Origin of the sequence: Sphingomonas pruni NBRC 15498, assembly GCF_001598455.1 — a bacterium.
Classification (GTDB): Bacteria; Pseudomonadota; Alphaproteobacteria; order Sphingomonadales; family Sphingomonadaceae; genus Sphingomonas; species Sphingomonas pruni.
Map to the genome: position 1 here is coordinate 60,144 of NZ_BCYZ01000012.1, position 15,891 is coordinate 76,034.

Annotated in this window: 16 protein-coding genes; 13 read left to right on the forward strand and 3 right to left on the reverse strand. The window is 62.2% G+C overall.

The genetic code is table 11. The features are described 5' to 3' along the window. Position 1: 1 nt before the first annotated feature. Genes SPR01S_RS05580 through SPR01S_RS05595 form a run of 4 tightly spaced genes read left to right on the forward strand, consistent with a single transcriptional unit; the run spans position 2 to position 4,114 of the window. Positions 2-1,183: a KpsE/RkpR family capsule polysaccharide export protein gene (locus SPR01S_RS05580; RefSeq protein WP_066586129.1), complete on the forward strand. Its 1,182-nt coding sequence runs from the start codon at positions 2-4 to the stop codon at positions 1,181-1,183. 1 nt (position 1,184) lies between these two features. Next, positions 1,185-1,901, forward strand: a complete 717-nt coding sequence (locus SPR01S_RS05585; RefSeq protein ID WP_281178768.1) for an ABC transporter ATP-binding protein — start codon at positions 1,185-1,187, stop codon at positions 1,899-1,901. Beyond that, positions 1,888-3,000: a hypothetical protein gene (locus SPR01S_RS05590; protein WP_169803382.1), complete on the forward strand. Its 1,113-nt coding sequence runs from the start codon at positions 1,888-1,890 to the stop codon at positions 2,998-3,000. The genes SPR01S_RS05585 and SPR01S_RS05590 overlap by 14 nt, the downstream gene beginning before the upstream one ends. Further along, positions 2,990-4,114, forward strand: coding sequence for a polysaccharide biosynthesis/export family protein (locus SPR01S_RS05595; RefSeq protein ID WP_084250970.1), 1,125 nt, complete (start codon positions 2,990-2,992; stop codon positions 4,112-4,114). Before SPR01S_RS05590 ends, SPR01S_RS05595 begins: the two co-directional genes overlap by 11 nt. Here the strand turns inward: SPR01S_RS05595 and SPR01S_RS05600 are convergent. Beyond that, complete coding sequence (locus SPR01S_RS05600; protein WP_084250971.1) at positions 4,111-5,469, reverse strand: glycosyltransferase; 1,359 nt, start codon at positions 5,467-5,469, stop codon at positions 4,111-4,113. The two genes, SPR01S_RS05595 and SPR01S_RS05600, sit on opposite strands and share 4 nt — an antisense overlap. A 437-nt stretch (positions 5,470-5,906) precedes the next feature. On the opposite strand from SPR01S_RS05600, the gene SPR01S_RS05605 reads away from it, so the two are divergent. The 6 genes from SPR01S_RS05605 (at position 5,907) to SPR01S_RS05635 (ending at position 11,444) form a co-directional block, all read left to right on the forward strand. Further along, positions 5,907-6,737 carry a CDP-alcohol phosphatidyltransferase family protein gene (locus SPR01S_RS05605; RefSeq protein ID WP_218016711.1) on the forward strand — a complete coding sequence of 277 codons (831 nt, stop codon included), beginning with the start codon at positions 5,907-5,909 and terminating at the stop codon, positions 6,735-6,737. Between the two features lie 497 nt (positions 6,738-7,234). Then, on the forward strand, positions 7,235-7,558 hold the full coding sequence (locus SPR01S_RS05615; RefSeq protein WP_066586184.1) for a helix-turn-helix domain-containing protein: 324 nt from the start codon (positions 7,235-7,237) through the stop codon (positions 7,556-7,558). Next, a complete protein-coding gene (locus tag SPR01S_RS05620; RefSeq protein WP_066586190.1) occupies positions 7,542-9,242 on the forward strand; it encodes a SulP family inorganic anion transporter in 1,701 nt (566 codons plus the stop codon). The genes SPR01S_RS05615 and SPR01S_RS05620 overlap by 17 nt, the downstream gene beginning before the upstream one ends. Positions 9,243-9,264: 22 nt before the next feature. Further along, positions 9,265-9,573 carry a zinc ribbon domain-containing protein YjdM gene (locus tag SPR01S_RS05625; RefSeq protein ID WP_066586199.1) on the forward strand — a complete coding sequence of 103 codons (309 nt, stop codon included), beginning with the start codon at positions 9,265-9,267 and terminating at the stop codon, positions 9,571-9,573. Between the two features lie 323 nt (positions 9,574-9,896). Next, the gene (locus SPR01S_RS05630; RefSeq protein WP_157081972.1) at positions 9,897-10,526 is read left to right on the forward strand and encodes a hypothetical protein; all 630 of its coding nucleotides are present in this window, start codon (positions 9,897-9,899) and stop codon (positions 10,524-10,526) included. Between the two features lie 33 nt (positions 10,527-10,559). Further along, complete coding sequence (locus SPR01S_RS05635; RefSeq protein ID WP_084250973.1) at positions 10,560-11,444, forward strand: oxygenase MpaB family protein; 885 nt, start codon at positions 10,560-10,562, stop codon at positions 11,442-11,444. A 1-nt stretch (position 11,445) separates the two neighbouring features. Here the strand turns inward: SPR01S_RS05635 and SPR01S_RS05640 are convergent, their stop codons facing one another. After that, entirely contained in the window at positions 11,446-12,876 is a 1,431-nt protein-coding gene (locus SPR01S_RS05640; protein ID WP_066586204.1) for an amino acid permease, read from the reverse strand. A 35-nt stretch (positions 12,877-12,911) separates the two neighbouring features. After that, positions 12,912-13,496 (reverse strand): hypothetical protein, encoded by a 585-nt coding sequence (locus SPR01S_RS05645; protein WP_157081974.1) that lies wholly within the window; start codon positions 13,494-13,496, stop codon positions 12,912-12,914. Between the two features lie 86 nt (positions 13,497-13,582). Here SPR01S_RS05645 and SPR01S_RS05650 point away from each other — a divergent pair, with 86 nt between their 5' ends. Genes SPR01S_RS05650 through SPR01S_RS05660 form a run of 3 tightly spaced genes read left to right on the forward strand, consistent with a single transcriptional unit; the run spans position 13,583 to position 15,794 of the window. Further along, the gene (locus SPR01S_RS05650; protein ID WP_066586209.1) at positions 13,583-14,737 is read left to right on the forward strand and encodes an isovaleryl-CoA dehydrogenase; all 1,155 of its coding nucleotides are present in this window, start codon (positions 13,583-13,585) and stop codon (positions 14,735-14,737) included. Between the two features lie 13 nt (positions 14,738-14,750). Next, positions 14,751-15,377, forward strand: a complete 627-nt coding sequence (locus SPR01S_RS05655) for a glutathione S-transferase family protein (RefSeq protein ID WP_066586212.1) — start codon at positions 14,751-14,753, stop codon at positions 15,375-15,377. Between the two features lie 6 nt (positions 15,378-15,383). Continuing rightward, complete coding sequence (locus SPR01S_RS05660; protein WP_066586214.1) at positions 15,384-15,794, forward strand: helix-turn-helix transcriptional regulator; 411 nt, start codon at positions 15,384-15,386, stop codon at positions 15,792-15,794. Positions 15,795-15,891: the final 97 nt, after the last annotated feature.

Consider the following 15,891-nt stretch of genomic DNA (forward strand, 5'->3'; position numbering starts at 1 on the left):
AATGGCCAGGCCCCCTTCCACCAGCGCCCTGGTCCGGCTCGACGACACTTCGTCGCGTAATGTTTCGATCGAGGACAGCGATCCACCCCGGCAACGCCTGCGACGCTTGCGGCGCGGATTGGTTTGGCTTGTCTTTGTCGCGCCAGTGGTCTGCGCGGTCGTTTACAATTTCATCATCGCAACTCCCCGCTATGCCTCAGAGATCAGCTTTGTTGTCCGCTCCAGCCAAGGCGCGCGCGATCGGCTTAGCATTGTCAGCCTTGGCCAGGGGGGGGGCGTCGGCGTCGCGGACGACAGCGAAGCCGTTGTCGCCTATCTGCAATCCCGCGACGTGTTGCGCAGTATCGATCGAGACGGACTCGTCACCCGCACCTTCAGCGGGCGCGGTCTGGATCCGATCGCAGCTTTTCCATCTCTGTTGACGGGCTCCAGTAGAGAAGATTTCTACAGGCATTTTCAGGGCTACGTACATTCCGAGTTCGATCGCGCCACCGACATCATTCACGTTCAGGTGCAGTCGTTCACGGCCGCCGACGCCCAAGAGATAGCCCAGCGCCTGCTCAGTGCCTCCGAGGCGATGGTCAACCGGCTCAACCAGCGGGCCCGAGCCAATCTGGTCGGCGGCGCTGAGCGCGATGCCGATCAGGCATCGCGCCAACTTGAGAGCGTGCTGGCCAGAATGAACGAGGTGCGCAACCGCGACCGCATTATCGAGCCCGAGCTGGATGCCGGGGCGTCGGTCAAGCTCCAATCCGGTACGGCGGCTGAACTCGCCCAGATCGAGGTGCAGCTCGACCAAACCCTCCGTGTCGCACCGCAAAGCCCGCTGATCGGGCAATTGCGTGCCCGCCGGAGCGCGTTGGAAAGCCAGCTGGGCCGTCAGATCGGCGCGACGGCGGGCGGCAATGGATCGCTCGCGGATCGGCTCCGCGCCTATGAAGAGCTTGCGGCACAGCGGGACATAGCGGAAAAGCAATTGATGGCCTCCAGCCTGCAGCTCAGCAGCGCCCAGGCCGGGGCCAGCCGCCAGCAGCTTTATCTCGAGCAAATCGCGCGCCCGAACCTCTCCGATGAGGCCCGCTATCCCCGTCGCTGGCTCAACCTGCTGATGACCATTTTGGTTTCCGGCTGTCTGTTGTGGATCGCTTCGTCGTTAGCCGAATTGGTATTCGATGATGAATGAGTTGACCGTTCCTTTCCTTGCGACGCCGCCGTCACGGCCGCGCGCCCTGCCCTCGCGGCAGGACGGCGCGCGGATCGTCGCCGATGGCATCTACAAGAGCTACGACACTCCGACCGGCCCAAAACATGTGTTGAAGGACATCAGCTTCGCTATTGGCCCCGGTGAGAAAATGGCGGTGTTGGGACGCAACGGCGCCGGTAAGTCCACCCTGGTCAAGATCGTCGGCGGGGTCGAGCGTCCCAGCCGGGGCGAGATCCGGCGGAAAATGTCCTTGTCCTGGCCGCTGGCGTTCGGCGGCGGTTTCGAAGTGGCGATGACCGGGCTCGACAATATCCGGTTCATCGCCCGCCTTTACGATCGACCGATCCGCGAGACGATCGAACGAGTCGACGATTTCGCCGAGCTGGGATCCAATCTGCTGTTGCCGGTGCGACAATATTCGTCGGGCATGCGCGCCCGGCTGGCCTTCGCCCTGACGCTTGCCATCGATTTCGACTGCTATTTGATCGATGAGGTAATTTCCGTCGGCGATCAGCGCTTCCACCGCAAATGCCACGATGCGCTGTTTGTGGAACGCAAGGACGCGGCGATGATCCTGGTCAGCCACGACATCGGCATCATCCGGGAATATTGCAGTTCCGGCCTGGTGCTGAAACGCGGCCATGGCCGGGTATTCGACGACCTCGACCTCGCGATCAGCATATATGCCACACTCTGAAGCAGGCGGCGAACTGACCGTGCCCACGCGGCGGTCCGACACTATTCCCCTAGCGGTTGGCGGCTTGCCTTCCCCGGAAAGTATCTTCACGATTCATTGCGTCTCGGAGATCGTTCGGCGCACACAAGGCCAAGTAAATGTCATCCCGTTCAACACCGGAGACGACAGCGAGCGACTGGCCGAGGCAAATTCCGGCGAACCCACGATACCCTTTTTCGACACGCCCGACGGCCAGGCGCGGGAGGCATTGCTGGCAACGCAGGCACCCATCATCCTGATAACGGGCGACTTTACAGAAACAGCCCGTTTCTGCATGGTTGCGCGCGATCTGGATGCGTTGCAGGCAGCGCGCTTCGTTTCCCAATCCTTTTCCTGTCTGGAGCCGCTCTATCGGCATAACGGCGTCCGCTGCGTCGCCGTCGACGGAAAGGCGAACCTGGCGGACTGGATCGACCAGGTTGCCGCTTGGCTGGGCCTTCAGCCCTCGACCTGGCAGACCGTCCGACAACAGATGCTGTCCGATTACGCCGCTTGGCCGACCGCGGAAGCTGCGATCCATGCTTTGGTCCAATTCGCCGATACCGCTTCCGCCGACCGGGAACAGCTCCCCACCGCGACCCTCACGCTCTTCGAAACGCTGGGCCAGTGCTATCACTCCGGTTCAATTGACTCGATAGTCTGGCCCGCGGACTCGATCCTCGAACCCGGGGACCCGGCCTTTCCGGTCACCGACGCGATCTCGCTGACCGGCCCGGCCCGGATGCTGACTTTTGGCCCTTTCCTGCATTTACCGCCGGGTCACTGGAATGCGCGATATCATTTCGAGGTGGATCAGCACCTTGCCGGCAATTTGATGGAGTTCGACATCGTGAATGGCACAAACGTGCTCGTCTCGCACCGCGTTCTGGTCGAGGACGCCGGAAAATTCGGGTTCGATTGCGAATTCGACATGCAAGAATCCCGGTTGCCTGTCGAAAATCGGGCCATTCTGGCGGAAGGTTCGATAGGTGGCTTCTTTCGGCCCGCGGGAATATGGCTCAACCGCGATCGCCCCTCGGTCGCCCAGGGAATTAACGCAGATACCTCGAATGATCAGTGATTTGTCTCCTCGCAAAGGCCGTGTCCTCGCGACGCTGGCGCTGTTGTCTTTAGCGGGTTGCGCCGCCTTGCCTAAGTCCGGCCCGCAGGGTCATGCCGTCATCAGGGATGCGACCAAGGGCGCCTACACGTTGGTGGAAGTCGATCGCGCCGACGCCGTGCCCGCCGCTCCGGAGCCAGCGACTTTCCAGCCGCTGCCGCCGCGGGCGTCGCCCGACATCGATGCCCTCGCGCCGGGGGACGAGCTCACCATCTCGATATACGAAGTCGGCGTGCGGCTCTTTTCCGCCGGCGGCCAGTCCAATAGCGACACCGGCTTCGATCCAGCCGCCACCAAGCAGCAAATCGGGCCGCTGGAAGTCAGCAGCGCGGGCACCATCCGCCTGCCCTATCTCGGCGTGATTGCCGTCGCCGGCAAACGTCCCAGCGAAGTGGAGCACGACATCGAGGCCCGTATGGCGGGACGATCTGAAAATCCCAAGGTGATCGTGAAACAGAACACCGCCGTCGGCAGCGCGGTGATCGTCGGCGGCGAAGTCACTAATCCCGGTCGGTTCCGCCTCACCCCTGCGCACGAAAAGCTGTTGGACGTTATAACGCTCGCCGGCGGCTATCGCGGGACTGGGATGTCCGACCTCGTGGTTCGCGTCTATCGCCAGGGGCTAGTTTCGGAAGCACCGCTGGAAGGGCTGGACTATTCCAACGGCGGCGGCATGGAAATGGAGCCCGGAGACCGGGTGGAAGTCCTGCGCCAACCCCGCAGCTATTCCGTGATGGGCGCCAGCAACCGGATCAACCGATATGATCTCCCGACCCGCCAGATTTCCCTGATCGAGGCGCTGGCGCTCGCCGGAGGGCCTAACGATAATCTCGCCGATCCCGCCGCGGTCTTCCTGTTCCGTTATGTAAAGACACCGGACGGCGAAGACCGGCCCACCGTCTATCACGTCAACATGATGAAGCCGGAGAGCTATTTTCTAGCGCAGAGGTTCACCCTCGAGAACAAGGATGTGATCTACATCGCAGGTGCCAAGGCGAATGAGCCGACGAAGCTTCTTCAAACCATCGGACAGATCTTCACACCGTTTTTCCTGGTCAAGAACGCGGTCAATTAAGCTGCCCTGCCCCGAATGCGAGTGATGAAATCGACGATGTCGGCGCAATAGGCGCCTTCGGTCATCGCAAAAGGTATATGCGGGCGCCGGCGCATCACCACGTCGGGCGTCGCTGCGATCGCCCGCGCCCACCCCTGCTCATCGTCCGCCGGCAACAGCACTGTCGTCGCGGAGGCCAATTCACGATGCGCTGGAATGTCCGTCGCAATGGCAGGCGCGCCCAGGGCGTTTGCCTCAAGCAGAGGTAGTCCAAAACCCTCCGCAAGCGATGGGCACAACATGCCGGCGGCTCCCAGCAATAGCGACGCCAGCGCTGGGCTCGACAGGCCGGCCACATGGTGCACTCTGTTGGCCAAAGCGGGGTCGGACTCCAACGGTGCTAAAATTTTGTCGGCATCGTTCCCCGGAGAACCGACAATGACCAGATGGGGCGCCTCCTCCCCCATGGTCGCGACGAAATGCTGCCAGACCCGCAAGAGCAAGGCGAAATTCTTGCGCGGCTCGATGGTCGAAACGGCCAGGAAATAGCGCGTGCCGGCCAATTCCGCTACGCTGGCCTCGACGTCAGCGAACGCCGCCGGTAGGGGCAGCGACCGCACCAGCGCCGGCGGGCAAGGCCGGCCCAGATCCGCCATCACCGCACTCACGCTGTCGCGTGTGTATGCCGAATTGAAGATCATGCAATCCGCATGCTCAGCCGCAGTGCGAATCATCTGCCGATGATGTTTGGGTGCATTTTCCCCAACAAGATGCGGATAATCGACGGGAATAGCGTCGTGCATCATCATGGCGCGACTGATGTCGGGGCGCTTGGCGAGCCAGTTGAAGAAGGATGGCATCGCGAGCCCCAACTGGCCGATATTGAGATAGACAGCGTTGGCAGGCACCGCCCGGCCCGCGAAGCGGTGAGGAAAGAAGCTGGTCGCCCGAAGCATGCGGAGCATGCGCCAAACCTTCTGCCGCAACAAAAGGGGGCGGACGGACGGCGCCTGTAGCGCGTCATCCTGCCGGCGCGCGATTTTATCTAACAACAATTGCAACTGAAGATCGCGCCCGAATCCGGCATCTTCCGCCCACAATTCTTGAATGTATGCCAACAACCTCCTGACCTGCGTCGCCGATAAAGCATAAACCCCCGCAGGCGTCGGCAACACGCCGACATTCCGACTAGATTCGTTGCTGAAAATATGACGGGCGAGCGCGAGATCCACTCGATCTATACCGCGCGGCGTCAAGAACGACGGCCCGATAAACAGTCTCACTACATCGTAAGCTATCACGCGAGGCGGAGTCGTGCTGCCGATTTCATCGGCATTGGCCCTGTCAACCACTTGAAAAATATGCCTTTTAAACATACGCCGTTCGATGTATGGGTATAACCTAGGATATTCAACCGGTTACCAAAGTGGTTTAGGAGAGCAGAAAATTAAGGCAGGTTTGCAGCCGGTCTAGGCGTCCGCGCCGGCGGACAATGAGCGTGCACGAGAACGGATAGATCGCCCGTACAGAGCACTGCCCCGACGCGGGCCATAGTTCAACAACACTGGGCGTGTGAAGTTGTTATCCAGTGTTCTGGGATATTTCACAGACGGGCGACGAATTGACGATCGGTTCGCCGCTTTTTGTATCCGATATGGACCGTTGGGCTTGCCGCTGCCTGACCCCAGGACTATTGTGCGGCGCAGCAAGATTCTTCATAAAGTGCTGGTAGATTGGAATAAAGCGCCGGCAATAACTCCCAAGCCAGACCCTGCGGACGCCCCCCGAGGAGTCACACGCAAAGGATTTGCAGTTGAAGCACTACCAAATCGATGAATTAGGTCGGGGAAGTCTCGGTTCCGATTTTGGGCCGCTGGTTCAGTCGACTGCAGTCCGCTTCCGTGTTCCTCAGGAAACCGGCACCTCATCTGCGCGGCCGGCAGAAACCAATGAAGTCCCGCCAACCGATCAACTGGCTGAGCCTGTTCATCATGTGCGAGTGAATAACAGCTTTCTGGCAACCCAGGAACGCAAAGCATTGCTGTGGCTGGCCGCGCGGACGCCATCGGCTGTGAGCCCCGATCATCTGACCCTATTGGGGCTGGTCGGTGCTGCCTTGGTCATGGCCGGATTCGCCGCCTGCCGCCTTTCGCCCTGGTTCATGTCCCTGGCGATCCTGGGGCTTTTCCTGAACTGGCTTGGCGACTCGCTCGATGGCACGCTCGCGCGCCATCGCAAGATCGAACGGCCCGACTTCGGCTACTTTCTGGATCATTCCTGCGACCTGATCTCGCAGACCTTCATTTTCGTCGGGTTGGGGCTTTCACCTTATTTCACCGTGTTTTCGGGCCTGCTCGCACTTTCGATGTACCTGCTGATGACCAGCTTCACCTATCTCAAGGTATTGATCCTCAAGACCCATCACTTGTCCTATTACGGCATGGGGGCGACCGAGTTACGCTTGCTCGTGGCGGCCTGGTCATTCTTCGCGCTTTGGTACGGCCCGGGGCTGATCGACGCCAGTTTCATGGGCCTGCGCCGCATCGACATCACGATCTTCGCTTTGTGGTCGCTGGTGTTTCTGGCCTTCATGTGGAAGGTCTGGTCAGATATTAGGCGATTCCGCCCCATCCTGGACAAGTAAGCCTATCCTGGCCTATCGCCGAAGGGGATACGCTTGCGTCGCGTCTTGCATCCCGTAGACGTCGCTTACGCTGCCCGCGCGTCCCGCGGACCACGCCGCAACGTGGCGGATGATCCTCGCCGCTTCCTGACGGGTCTCCCGCGCTTCGCCAAGCGTCGCGGTGCGAGTCACCGCAGTCGCACCCCTCAGCGCCGCCCCCTTCCGCTGTTGACAGCTTTGCGGGCCTTTCCGCGACATCCGTCACCCCTTGCTCGATAGCGGTCGGCCGGGTGTTCATCTGGAGCAGCATGGGCTGAAGCGCGACATAAAGCAGCGCCGAGGGGCTTTGCCGTGCCCAAGATCTTCCCGTGAAAGTTCGCGCGGGGTCGGCGTTTGACCCGCAGGCTGATTTATGCAGGCGTCGGCTGCATCGGATTGGCAAATCAGATTACCAATACTATATCCGCATGATCAAGTATCACATTTGTTAGCTGATGTTTTTTACATCATGAGGAACCATGATCACCTCTCAGCAAATGCGCGCGGCGCGCGCCCTTCTCGAGATCGACCAACGCCAGCTCGCCGACCTCGCTGGGCTGTCGCTGCCGACCATCCAGCGCATGGAGGGATCGGACGGTCAGGTACGCGGCGTCGTGGATACGCTGGTCAAGGTGATCTCCGCGCTCGAGCGCGCCGGGATCGAGCTGATCGGAGAGAATGCGCCGAGCATTGGCGTGGGCCGCGGCGTGCGGCTGAAGGAGACGCGGAGCGGTGACTCGCTCAAGCACGTGCCGTCCATGCTGTTCGACCAGGCATCGGGAGCCAATGGCAGTGCTGAATGACGCGCGCTGGACGGCTTTTACGCCCAAGCTGATCACCGTGCTCGGCGAAGGCTATACGTTCGATCGCTTCAAACGCGACGCCATAGCGGGTCTGACCGTAGCCATCGTTGCCCTCCCCTTGGCGATGGCGCTCGGCATTGGGAGCGGCGCATCACCCGACAAGGGCCTGATCACGGCGGTCGTCGCCGGATTTCTGATCTCCGCGCTCGGCGGTTCGCGAGCGCAGGTCGGCGGGCCCACCGGCGCGTTCGTCGTGGTCGTGTTCAACGTGATCGCGCAGCATGGCTATGATGGGCTGTTACTCGCTACTCTGGTGGCCGGCTTTATCCTGATTGTCGCCGGTTATGCCAAGCTCGGTGCACTGGTGAAGTTCATCCCACATCCTGTGGTCACGGGCTTCACCGCAGGCATCGCCGTCATCATCGCGTCGGGCGAGGTCAAGGATTTCCTCGGCCTGTCGATCGACAAGGTTCCGGCGGATTTCCTGCCGAAATGGCAGGCCTATTTCGGAGCGCTCGGCAGCATCCATGCCACGACCTTGGCGATCGGCGTTGGGTCGCTCCTCCTCATCATCGGATTGCGCAAAGTGGCGCCACGCGTGCCCGGTTTCCTGGTCGCGATAGTCGTCGCATCCCTGGCAGTCGCGCTTTTGCACTTGCCCGTGGAAACGATCGGTTCTCGGTTTCCGCACATTCCGGCTGGCTTGCCCGCGCCGGCGCTGCCGTCGATCTCGCTGGCCAAGTTCCAGGCGATCCTGCCTTCCGCCTTCACCATTGCGTTCCTTGCGGGGATCGAGGCATTGCTGTCGGCTGTAGTGGCCGACGGGATGATCGGGTCACGGCACCGCTCCAATCAAGAGCTGGTCGGTCAGGGCGTCGCCAACATCGCCTCTGCCCTGTTCGGCGGGTTGCCCGCGACCGGCGCCATCGCCCGGACGGCGACGAACATCCGGGCTGGCGCGCTGACCCCGATCGCCGGCATGTTGCACGCGCTTTTCCTGCTTTTGTTCATCCTGTTCGCGACCAGTCTGATGGCATTCGTGCCGATGGCGGCGCTGGCGGCGATCCTGTTCATGGTCTCCTGGGGAATGAGCGAGCATCAACGCTTCATCGGCTTGCTTCGCATGCCCAATGGCGACCGCGCGGTCCTCTTGCTCACCTTCGGGCTCACGGTCCTGGTCGATCTCACGATGGCGATCGCGGTCGGTGTCACCCTTGCCTCGCTGCTGTTCATGATGCGGATGAGCGAGACGGTCCAGATCGATGCCGGCGGTGCGCCGGAAGGCGACGAGGGCGAGGACATCCATCAGCGCGACGCGCTTCCCGCCGGCGTCGAAGTATTCCGGATCGATGGGCCGGTCTTTTTCGGCATCGCCAACGAGTTGCTGGATACGTTGCGGCGGATGGGTCAGACGCCCAAGGTCATTATCCTCCGCATGCGGCGGGTGCCGCTGCTCGACGCAAGCGGCACGACGACCATCGCCGAGATCGTGCATCGATCGGGCGCCGCCGGAGCTCAGATCATCCTGTCCGGCGTGCAGCCACAGCCCCTCGCCATGCTCGATCGGGTTCGTCTCGGGCGAGACGGTGCCGGCGTCATCCACGCAGAAAGCTTTCCCGAAGCGCTGCGGATCGCCGCGAGCATCGTAAACGCAACCAACGCCGCGCCCACCGCGCTCAATTGATAGCTGGACCGAAAGCCCGACCATGACCGATACCAATGACGATTACGTCTATGACGAAGCCACCGGCGAGTGGATGAGCGCTTCCGCAGCAGCGGCGAACGCGCAGGATCCCGATATCGTGGAAGTCCGCGACGCCGTCGGCAACCTGCTCGCGGACGGCGATAGCGTGACCTTGATCAAGGACCTGACGGTCAAAGGCGCGAACCAGACGCTGAAGCGGGGCACAGTGATCAAGTCGATCCGTTTGACCGGCGATGACCAGGAAATCGACTGCCGTTACGAAGGCATAAAGGGGCTGGTCCTGCGCGCGGAGTTCGTCCGCAAACGCTGACGATCGCCGGACCGGGGCCGGTCTAGCCGCGCGGCAACGCCTCTAATGACGGCGGACGAGGTCGAAGTCGAGCACCACACGCTGCGGCGCCGCTCTTGCCGTTCTTGCGGTCCTTGATCTCTCGCACCAGCAATTCGACGGCGGTCCGCAACATCTCGGCAACATCTCGGCGACCGGCTGGCGGATCGTAGTGAGCTCGGGCTTTGGGCACTTGAAATTTGTGCAACGGCACATTCCGTCCACCGCACATTAGTGGGGTGTCGCCGCCCGGGCTGTCCTAGCCTCTTTCACTTACACCAAATTGATGCGAGCGATTCGCAGATGTGGCAAAAGAACTTATGCCAGTCATTCGAGATGACCTCAGCGACCGCCTGGTTCACCTCACCAAGGGCGACAATCCCCTCAGCACTTTCGTCAGGATTCTAGCGGACCGTGCCCTTCTCGGCGGCACGGGATTCATTAAGGGAAAACACCGCTGCGTCTGCTTCAGCGAAGCTCCGATTTCGAAGCTGCCGCAGATTCTCTCGACCCCGCACCAGAACGTCAAATATCGCCCGTATGGCTTCGTGTTCACGAAGAAATGGGTGTTCGGGAAAGGCGGTCGGCCGGTGATCTACCAGCCTGACTCGGACTATGCCGACCTGCCTCGGTCCAAGAGGCATCTCCATGTGCGATTCTGGCTTTCCGACAAATATTCGGTCGATCATACGTGGGAGCGCGAGTGGCGGATCAAAACGGACCGGCTCGACTTCACGCCCGACGACGTAACGCTGCTAATACCGACCAGAATAGTGTCAGATGGACTCAAGGAAGATTGGGCTGTCCAACATGCCACTACGGGTTCGGCTGAACGCTACCCCTGGCATCACATCGTGCTCGAGGATCTCGGAATCAAAATACCCGATTACGTGCCAGACGCCGGCGCATCTGCCGCTTCGTCCACGGATTCCTGATAACATCCCCGTCGGGTCTCTTGTTGACGGGCGATGACAGTTGGTCGGTGGCGGCTCGCCTGCGGCGGCGACTTTGCCTATGCATCCGGCATGATCGGCCTCCGCTCCGCCATAGCACGTCAGGTTCGCGGCTTGCTGTCCGACCCGGCCAATCCGCCGATCGTCCGCGCACTCGACGGCAGCGGGTTGTTCGCGCCCGGTTCGGTCAGCTGGCGCGTTCATATCGACGTCACCGGGATGATGGTCGGCGGCATCGCCGCGCTGATGCTGCAAATGCTCCATCCCCGCGTTCTGGCCGGCGTATGGGACCATTCGAGCTTTCGCGACGACATGAATGCCCGCCTCAAAGGAACGGCCCGCTTCATCGCGCAGACCACGTTCGAGACGCGGGCATCCGCGGAAGCGCAGATCGCGCGCGTCCGCCATATCCACGATGCGGTTTCGGGAACGCTGCCGGACGGCACGCCATATAGGGCAAGCGATCCTCATCTGCTTGCCTGGGTTCATGTCGCCGAAGTGTCGAGCTTTCTCGCCGGCTGGATCCGCTATGGGGAACCGGGGATGAGCGCCGCTGACCAGGATCTCTATTACGCCGAAGTTGCGTTGATCGCGGAACTGCTCGGTGCGGACCCGATCCCGCGCAGTCGAGCCGAGGCGGAGGAGATCATCCGGGATTTTCTGCCCGAATTGAAAGCGGACGAGCGCAGCCATGAAGTGCTGCACATCCTGCTCGACCAGCCGCCACCCAGTTTGATGCTGCTGCCGTTCCAGACGATGACGATGAGCGCGGCAGTGGACCTGCTTCCCGAATGGGCGCGGCGGATGCACGGCCTCCGGCGGCCGGGCGTAACGCGCCCGGTCGTCCATGCCGGCACACGCGGCATTGCGGAGGTCGTGCGCTGGGCGCTCGGATCGTAAATCAGGCGATCGAAGCGCGGCGCCGCGCGTAGAGGAAATAGATCGCCAGCCCGATCCCGTTCCAGACGAAGAACGAAATCTGCGTGATGCTCTGCAGGCTGGTGAAGAGGTAGAGACAACCGAGGATCGCGATCGGCGCGACCAACCACACCAAAGGGGTGCGAAACGGCCGCCGCGCGCCAGGATCGCGCCGCCGCGACACCAGCACGCACACCGCCACCGCGACGAACGCGCACAAAGTCCCGGCATTGGCGAGACTGGCGATGACGTCGAGCGGCACCAATGCGGCAAGCACCGACACCAAAACCGCCGTCACCGCCGTGATCCGCGCCGGCGTGCCGCGCGCCGATACCTTGGCGAGGCCGGCCGGCAGGAAGCCGTCGCGCGCCATCACCAGGAAGATGCGGCTTTGGCCGTAGAGGAAGCCGAGGATCACGGTCGGCAATGCAATCGCCGCGGCCGCTGCGACGACGGTCGCAACTTTGCCCTGTCCGATCTCGCGCAGGATCAGCGCCAGCGGCTCCGGGCTGTTCGAGAATTTGGAATAATGGAGCGCCCCGACCGCTGCGGCGGCGACGACCATGTAGATGACCGTACAGGCCAACATCGATCCGACGATGCCGATGGCGAGATCGCGCTCGGGACGCTTGGCTTCCTCCGCCGCGGTCGAGATCGCGTCGAACCCGTAAAAGGCGAAGAAGATGATCGCCGCCGCGCCCATCATGCCGTATTTGACGCCACCCGCGCCGGGCGTGCTGCCATAACCGAGCGGCGCGAACGGATGCAGGTTGGCCGCGTCGAAATGCGGCAGTGCCACCGCGACGAACAGGGTCAGGGTCACGATCTTGAGCACCACCAGCGCGGTATTGATCCGGGCGCTTTCGCGAGTACCCAGCATCAATAGTCCCGCCACTACCGCGATGATGAAGATCGCAGGGACGTTGATGCCAGGCGTCGCGAGATGGAACGTCCCGTCGGCGATCGATCCGGCCAGCGTCGGTCCGTGGGTGAGGTAGTCTGGAAGCTCGACCCCCAGCCCCTTCAAAAACCCGACCGCATAGCCCGACCAGCCAACGGCGACGGTCGCGACGACCAGCGAATATTCAAGGATCAGCGACCAGCCGACCACCCAGGCGATCACCTCGCCCAACGTCGCGTAGCTGTAGGTATAGGCGCTGCCCGACGCCGGGATCAGCGTCGCCATCTCGGCATAGCAGAGCGCCGCCGCCGCGCAGATCGCGCCGGCGACTACGAAGCTCAACAGCACCGCCGGTCCGGCACGGTCGGCGCCCACTCCGATCAACGTCAGGATACCGGTGCCGACGATTGCCCCGACACCGAGTGCGACCAGATGCGGCCAGCTCAATGTCCGCGCGAGCTGATGCTCGGGCGCAGCTTCGGTAATCGTCTTGCGGCGGAGAAGACTGGTCATGCGAGCCCCTGATTGTTTCGGATGAGACTAACGGGTCAGATCACCCAGGCAAAGGCCGCGACCAACATCAGCGCGATTTCGGTGGCGAGCAACGCGACATTGAGGCGGCGCGACTTGACGATCAGCAACAAGACCAGAAGCGGGATATGGAACAGCCCGGCGACGAGCGCGATCCAGCCATGCGGGCCGCCTTGCGTGTCCGCCTTGATCGCCAGCCCCATCGCGCTGGTGATTGCTGTCACCACGATCAGTGCAAGCGTCAGGCCCAACACCCCGCCCAGCACCTGACGATTGTGCCGGTCGTACCAGGCATCGAAATCGGGCCATTCATCGGGATCGTCGGGAAAGATCAGCGTCGAGATGAGGTAATAGCTGCCGACGAATCCCAGCACGACGAGCAAGGTCGCGAGATTGGCGTGAAGGTGTTCGCGATGCGCATAGATCGTGTTCCAGAACGTGGTCATGTCGATCAACACGAACAAGCCGAGCAACGGCGTCAGCCAGCCGACATGCGCCTTGCGCCGCATCTTGATGACGCGCGCGAAGCCGGCCAGCACCTCGGTCACGGCGAGCCCGAGCACCAGCCCGAACATCGCGAAAACAAGATCGAACCCCTGCAAGCGGCACTCCCCCCGTGCTGTCCGGGTGGGACGCTAGCGTGGCCACCGGCGGCGCGCTACAGCCCGGATCAACACAGGAGACGATAATGGACGCCACCCTCGATTTCGCACTCGGCGAAACCGCCGACATGATCCGCGAGACGACCCAGCGCTTTGCCGCCGACAAGATCGCGCCACTGGCGGCGAAGATCGATGCCGAGGACTGGTTCCCCGAGGAGCTGTGGCCGCAAATGGGCGAGCTCGGCCTGCACGGCATCACGGTCGAAGAGGAATATGGCGGGCTCGGACTCGGCTATCTCGAACATGTCATCGCCTGCGAGGAAGTCAGCCGCGCCTCGGCCTCGATCGGTCTTTCTTACGGCGCGCATTCGAACCTTTGCATCAACCAGCTTCGCCGCTGGGCCAGCCCTGAGCAAAAGGCCAAATATCTCCCCAAGCTGATCTCGGGCGAGCATGTCGGCAGCCTCGCCATGTCCGAAGCGGGCGCCGGATCGGACGTCGTCGGCATGAAGCTCCGCGCCGAGGAGGTTCAGGGCGGCTATGTGCTCAACGGCACCAAGTTCTGGATCACCAATGCGGCCTATGCCGACACGCTCGTCGTCTATGCCAAGACCGGCGAGGGATCGCGCGGCATCACGACCTTCATCATCGAAAAGGGCATGCCCGGTTTCTCGATCGGCCAGAAAATCGACAAGATGGGGATGCGCGGCAGCCCGACCGCGGAACTGGTATTCAACGACTGCGAAGTGCCCGAAGAGAATATCATGGGCCCGCTCAACGGCGGCGTCGGCGTGCTGATGTCGGGGCTCGATTACGAGCGCACCGTGCTCGCCGGCATCCAGCTCGGCATCATGCAGGCGTGCCTCGACGTGGTCGTGCCCTATGTCCGCGAGCGCAAGCAATTCGGCCAGTCGATCGGCACGTTCCAGCTGATGCAGGCCAAGATCGCCGACATGTATGTCGCGCTCAATTCGGCACGCGCTTATGTTTATGCGGTCGCCAGAGCTTGTGATTCAGGCAAGACCACGCGCTTCGACGCGGCAGGCGCGATCCTGCTGGCGAGCGAAAATGCGGTGAAGGTCAGTTTGGAGGCGATCCAGGCGCTCGGCGGCGCCGGCTATACTAAGGACTGGCCGGTCGAGCGCTTCGCCCGCGATGCCAAATTGCTCGACATCGGTGCAGGCACCAATGAGATCCGTCGCATGCTGATCGGCCGCGAACTGATCGGCGCGGGGTCATAGGAGCCAGCCAAGCATGAAACTGATTGGCCAGTATGATTCGCCCTTCGTCCGCCGCGTCGGGATCACGCTGACGCTCTACGGCATCGGGTTCGAGCACCTGCCCTGGTCGACCTTCGGCGATGCCGACAAGATCGCGCCCTATAATCCACTCCGCCGCGTCCCCGTACTCGTATTCGACGATGGCGTGTCGGTGATGGACTCGAGCGTCATCGTCACCTTGATCGACGAGATGGCGGGCAACGACGCCGTGTTGACGCGAACCGGCGCCGACCTGAGGACCATGTTGCGCTGGTGCGCGCTCGCCGCCGGCGCCGCCGACAAGGGCGTCAGCCTGGTCTATGAGAAGGCGTTCCGCGACGGCCTGCCGATGTGGGTCGACCGCTGCCGCGCCCAGGTGACGGACACGCTCGATTTGCTCGACCGCGAACGCGCCGCGGCGGGCGGATGGTTCGGCGGTTCGTCGATGAGCCATGCCGACCTGCTGACGGCGACTGTCTTTCGCTTCATCAGTGAGGCGCTCGCCGATCAATTCGATCTCAATCGCTGGCCGGCGCTCGTCGCGCATTCGCAAACCTGCGAAGAAATGGCCGCATTCCGCGCGATCTATCAACCCTATCAACTGACGCCGCCCAAGGCCTGACGCGCGATGTGGCGGACGGCCATCCTCTATGCGCTGGGCCTCGCTGTCGTCGCGGTTGCGCTCGAACAGCTGAAGTTCCGCTACGCCGCCGACCAGATTTCGACCGACCTCTATGTCGGCTTGCTGGCACTCGGCTTTATCTGCCTGGGATTGTGGGTCGGCCACCGGCTGACGGCGAAGAAGTCCGCGCCGTTCGAGCGCAATGCCGCGGCGATTGCCTCACTCGGCCTTACGCCGCGCGAATGCGAGATCCTCGATCTGCTGGCGTCGGGTCAGTCGAACAAGGAACTCGCACGGGCGCTGGATGTGTCGCCCAATACGGTGAAGACCCATCTGGCCAATTTGTTCGCCAAGCTCGACGTAGATCGACGGGTGAAGGCGATCGAGAAAGCGCGGTTCCTGTCGCTGATCGAGTGACGATCAAATCCTCCCCATCGCAGATGGGGAGGGGGACCGCCGACCGCAGGTCGGTGGTGGAGGGGAAAAATGTCCCGTCCTCGCCGCTTCGCGGCTG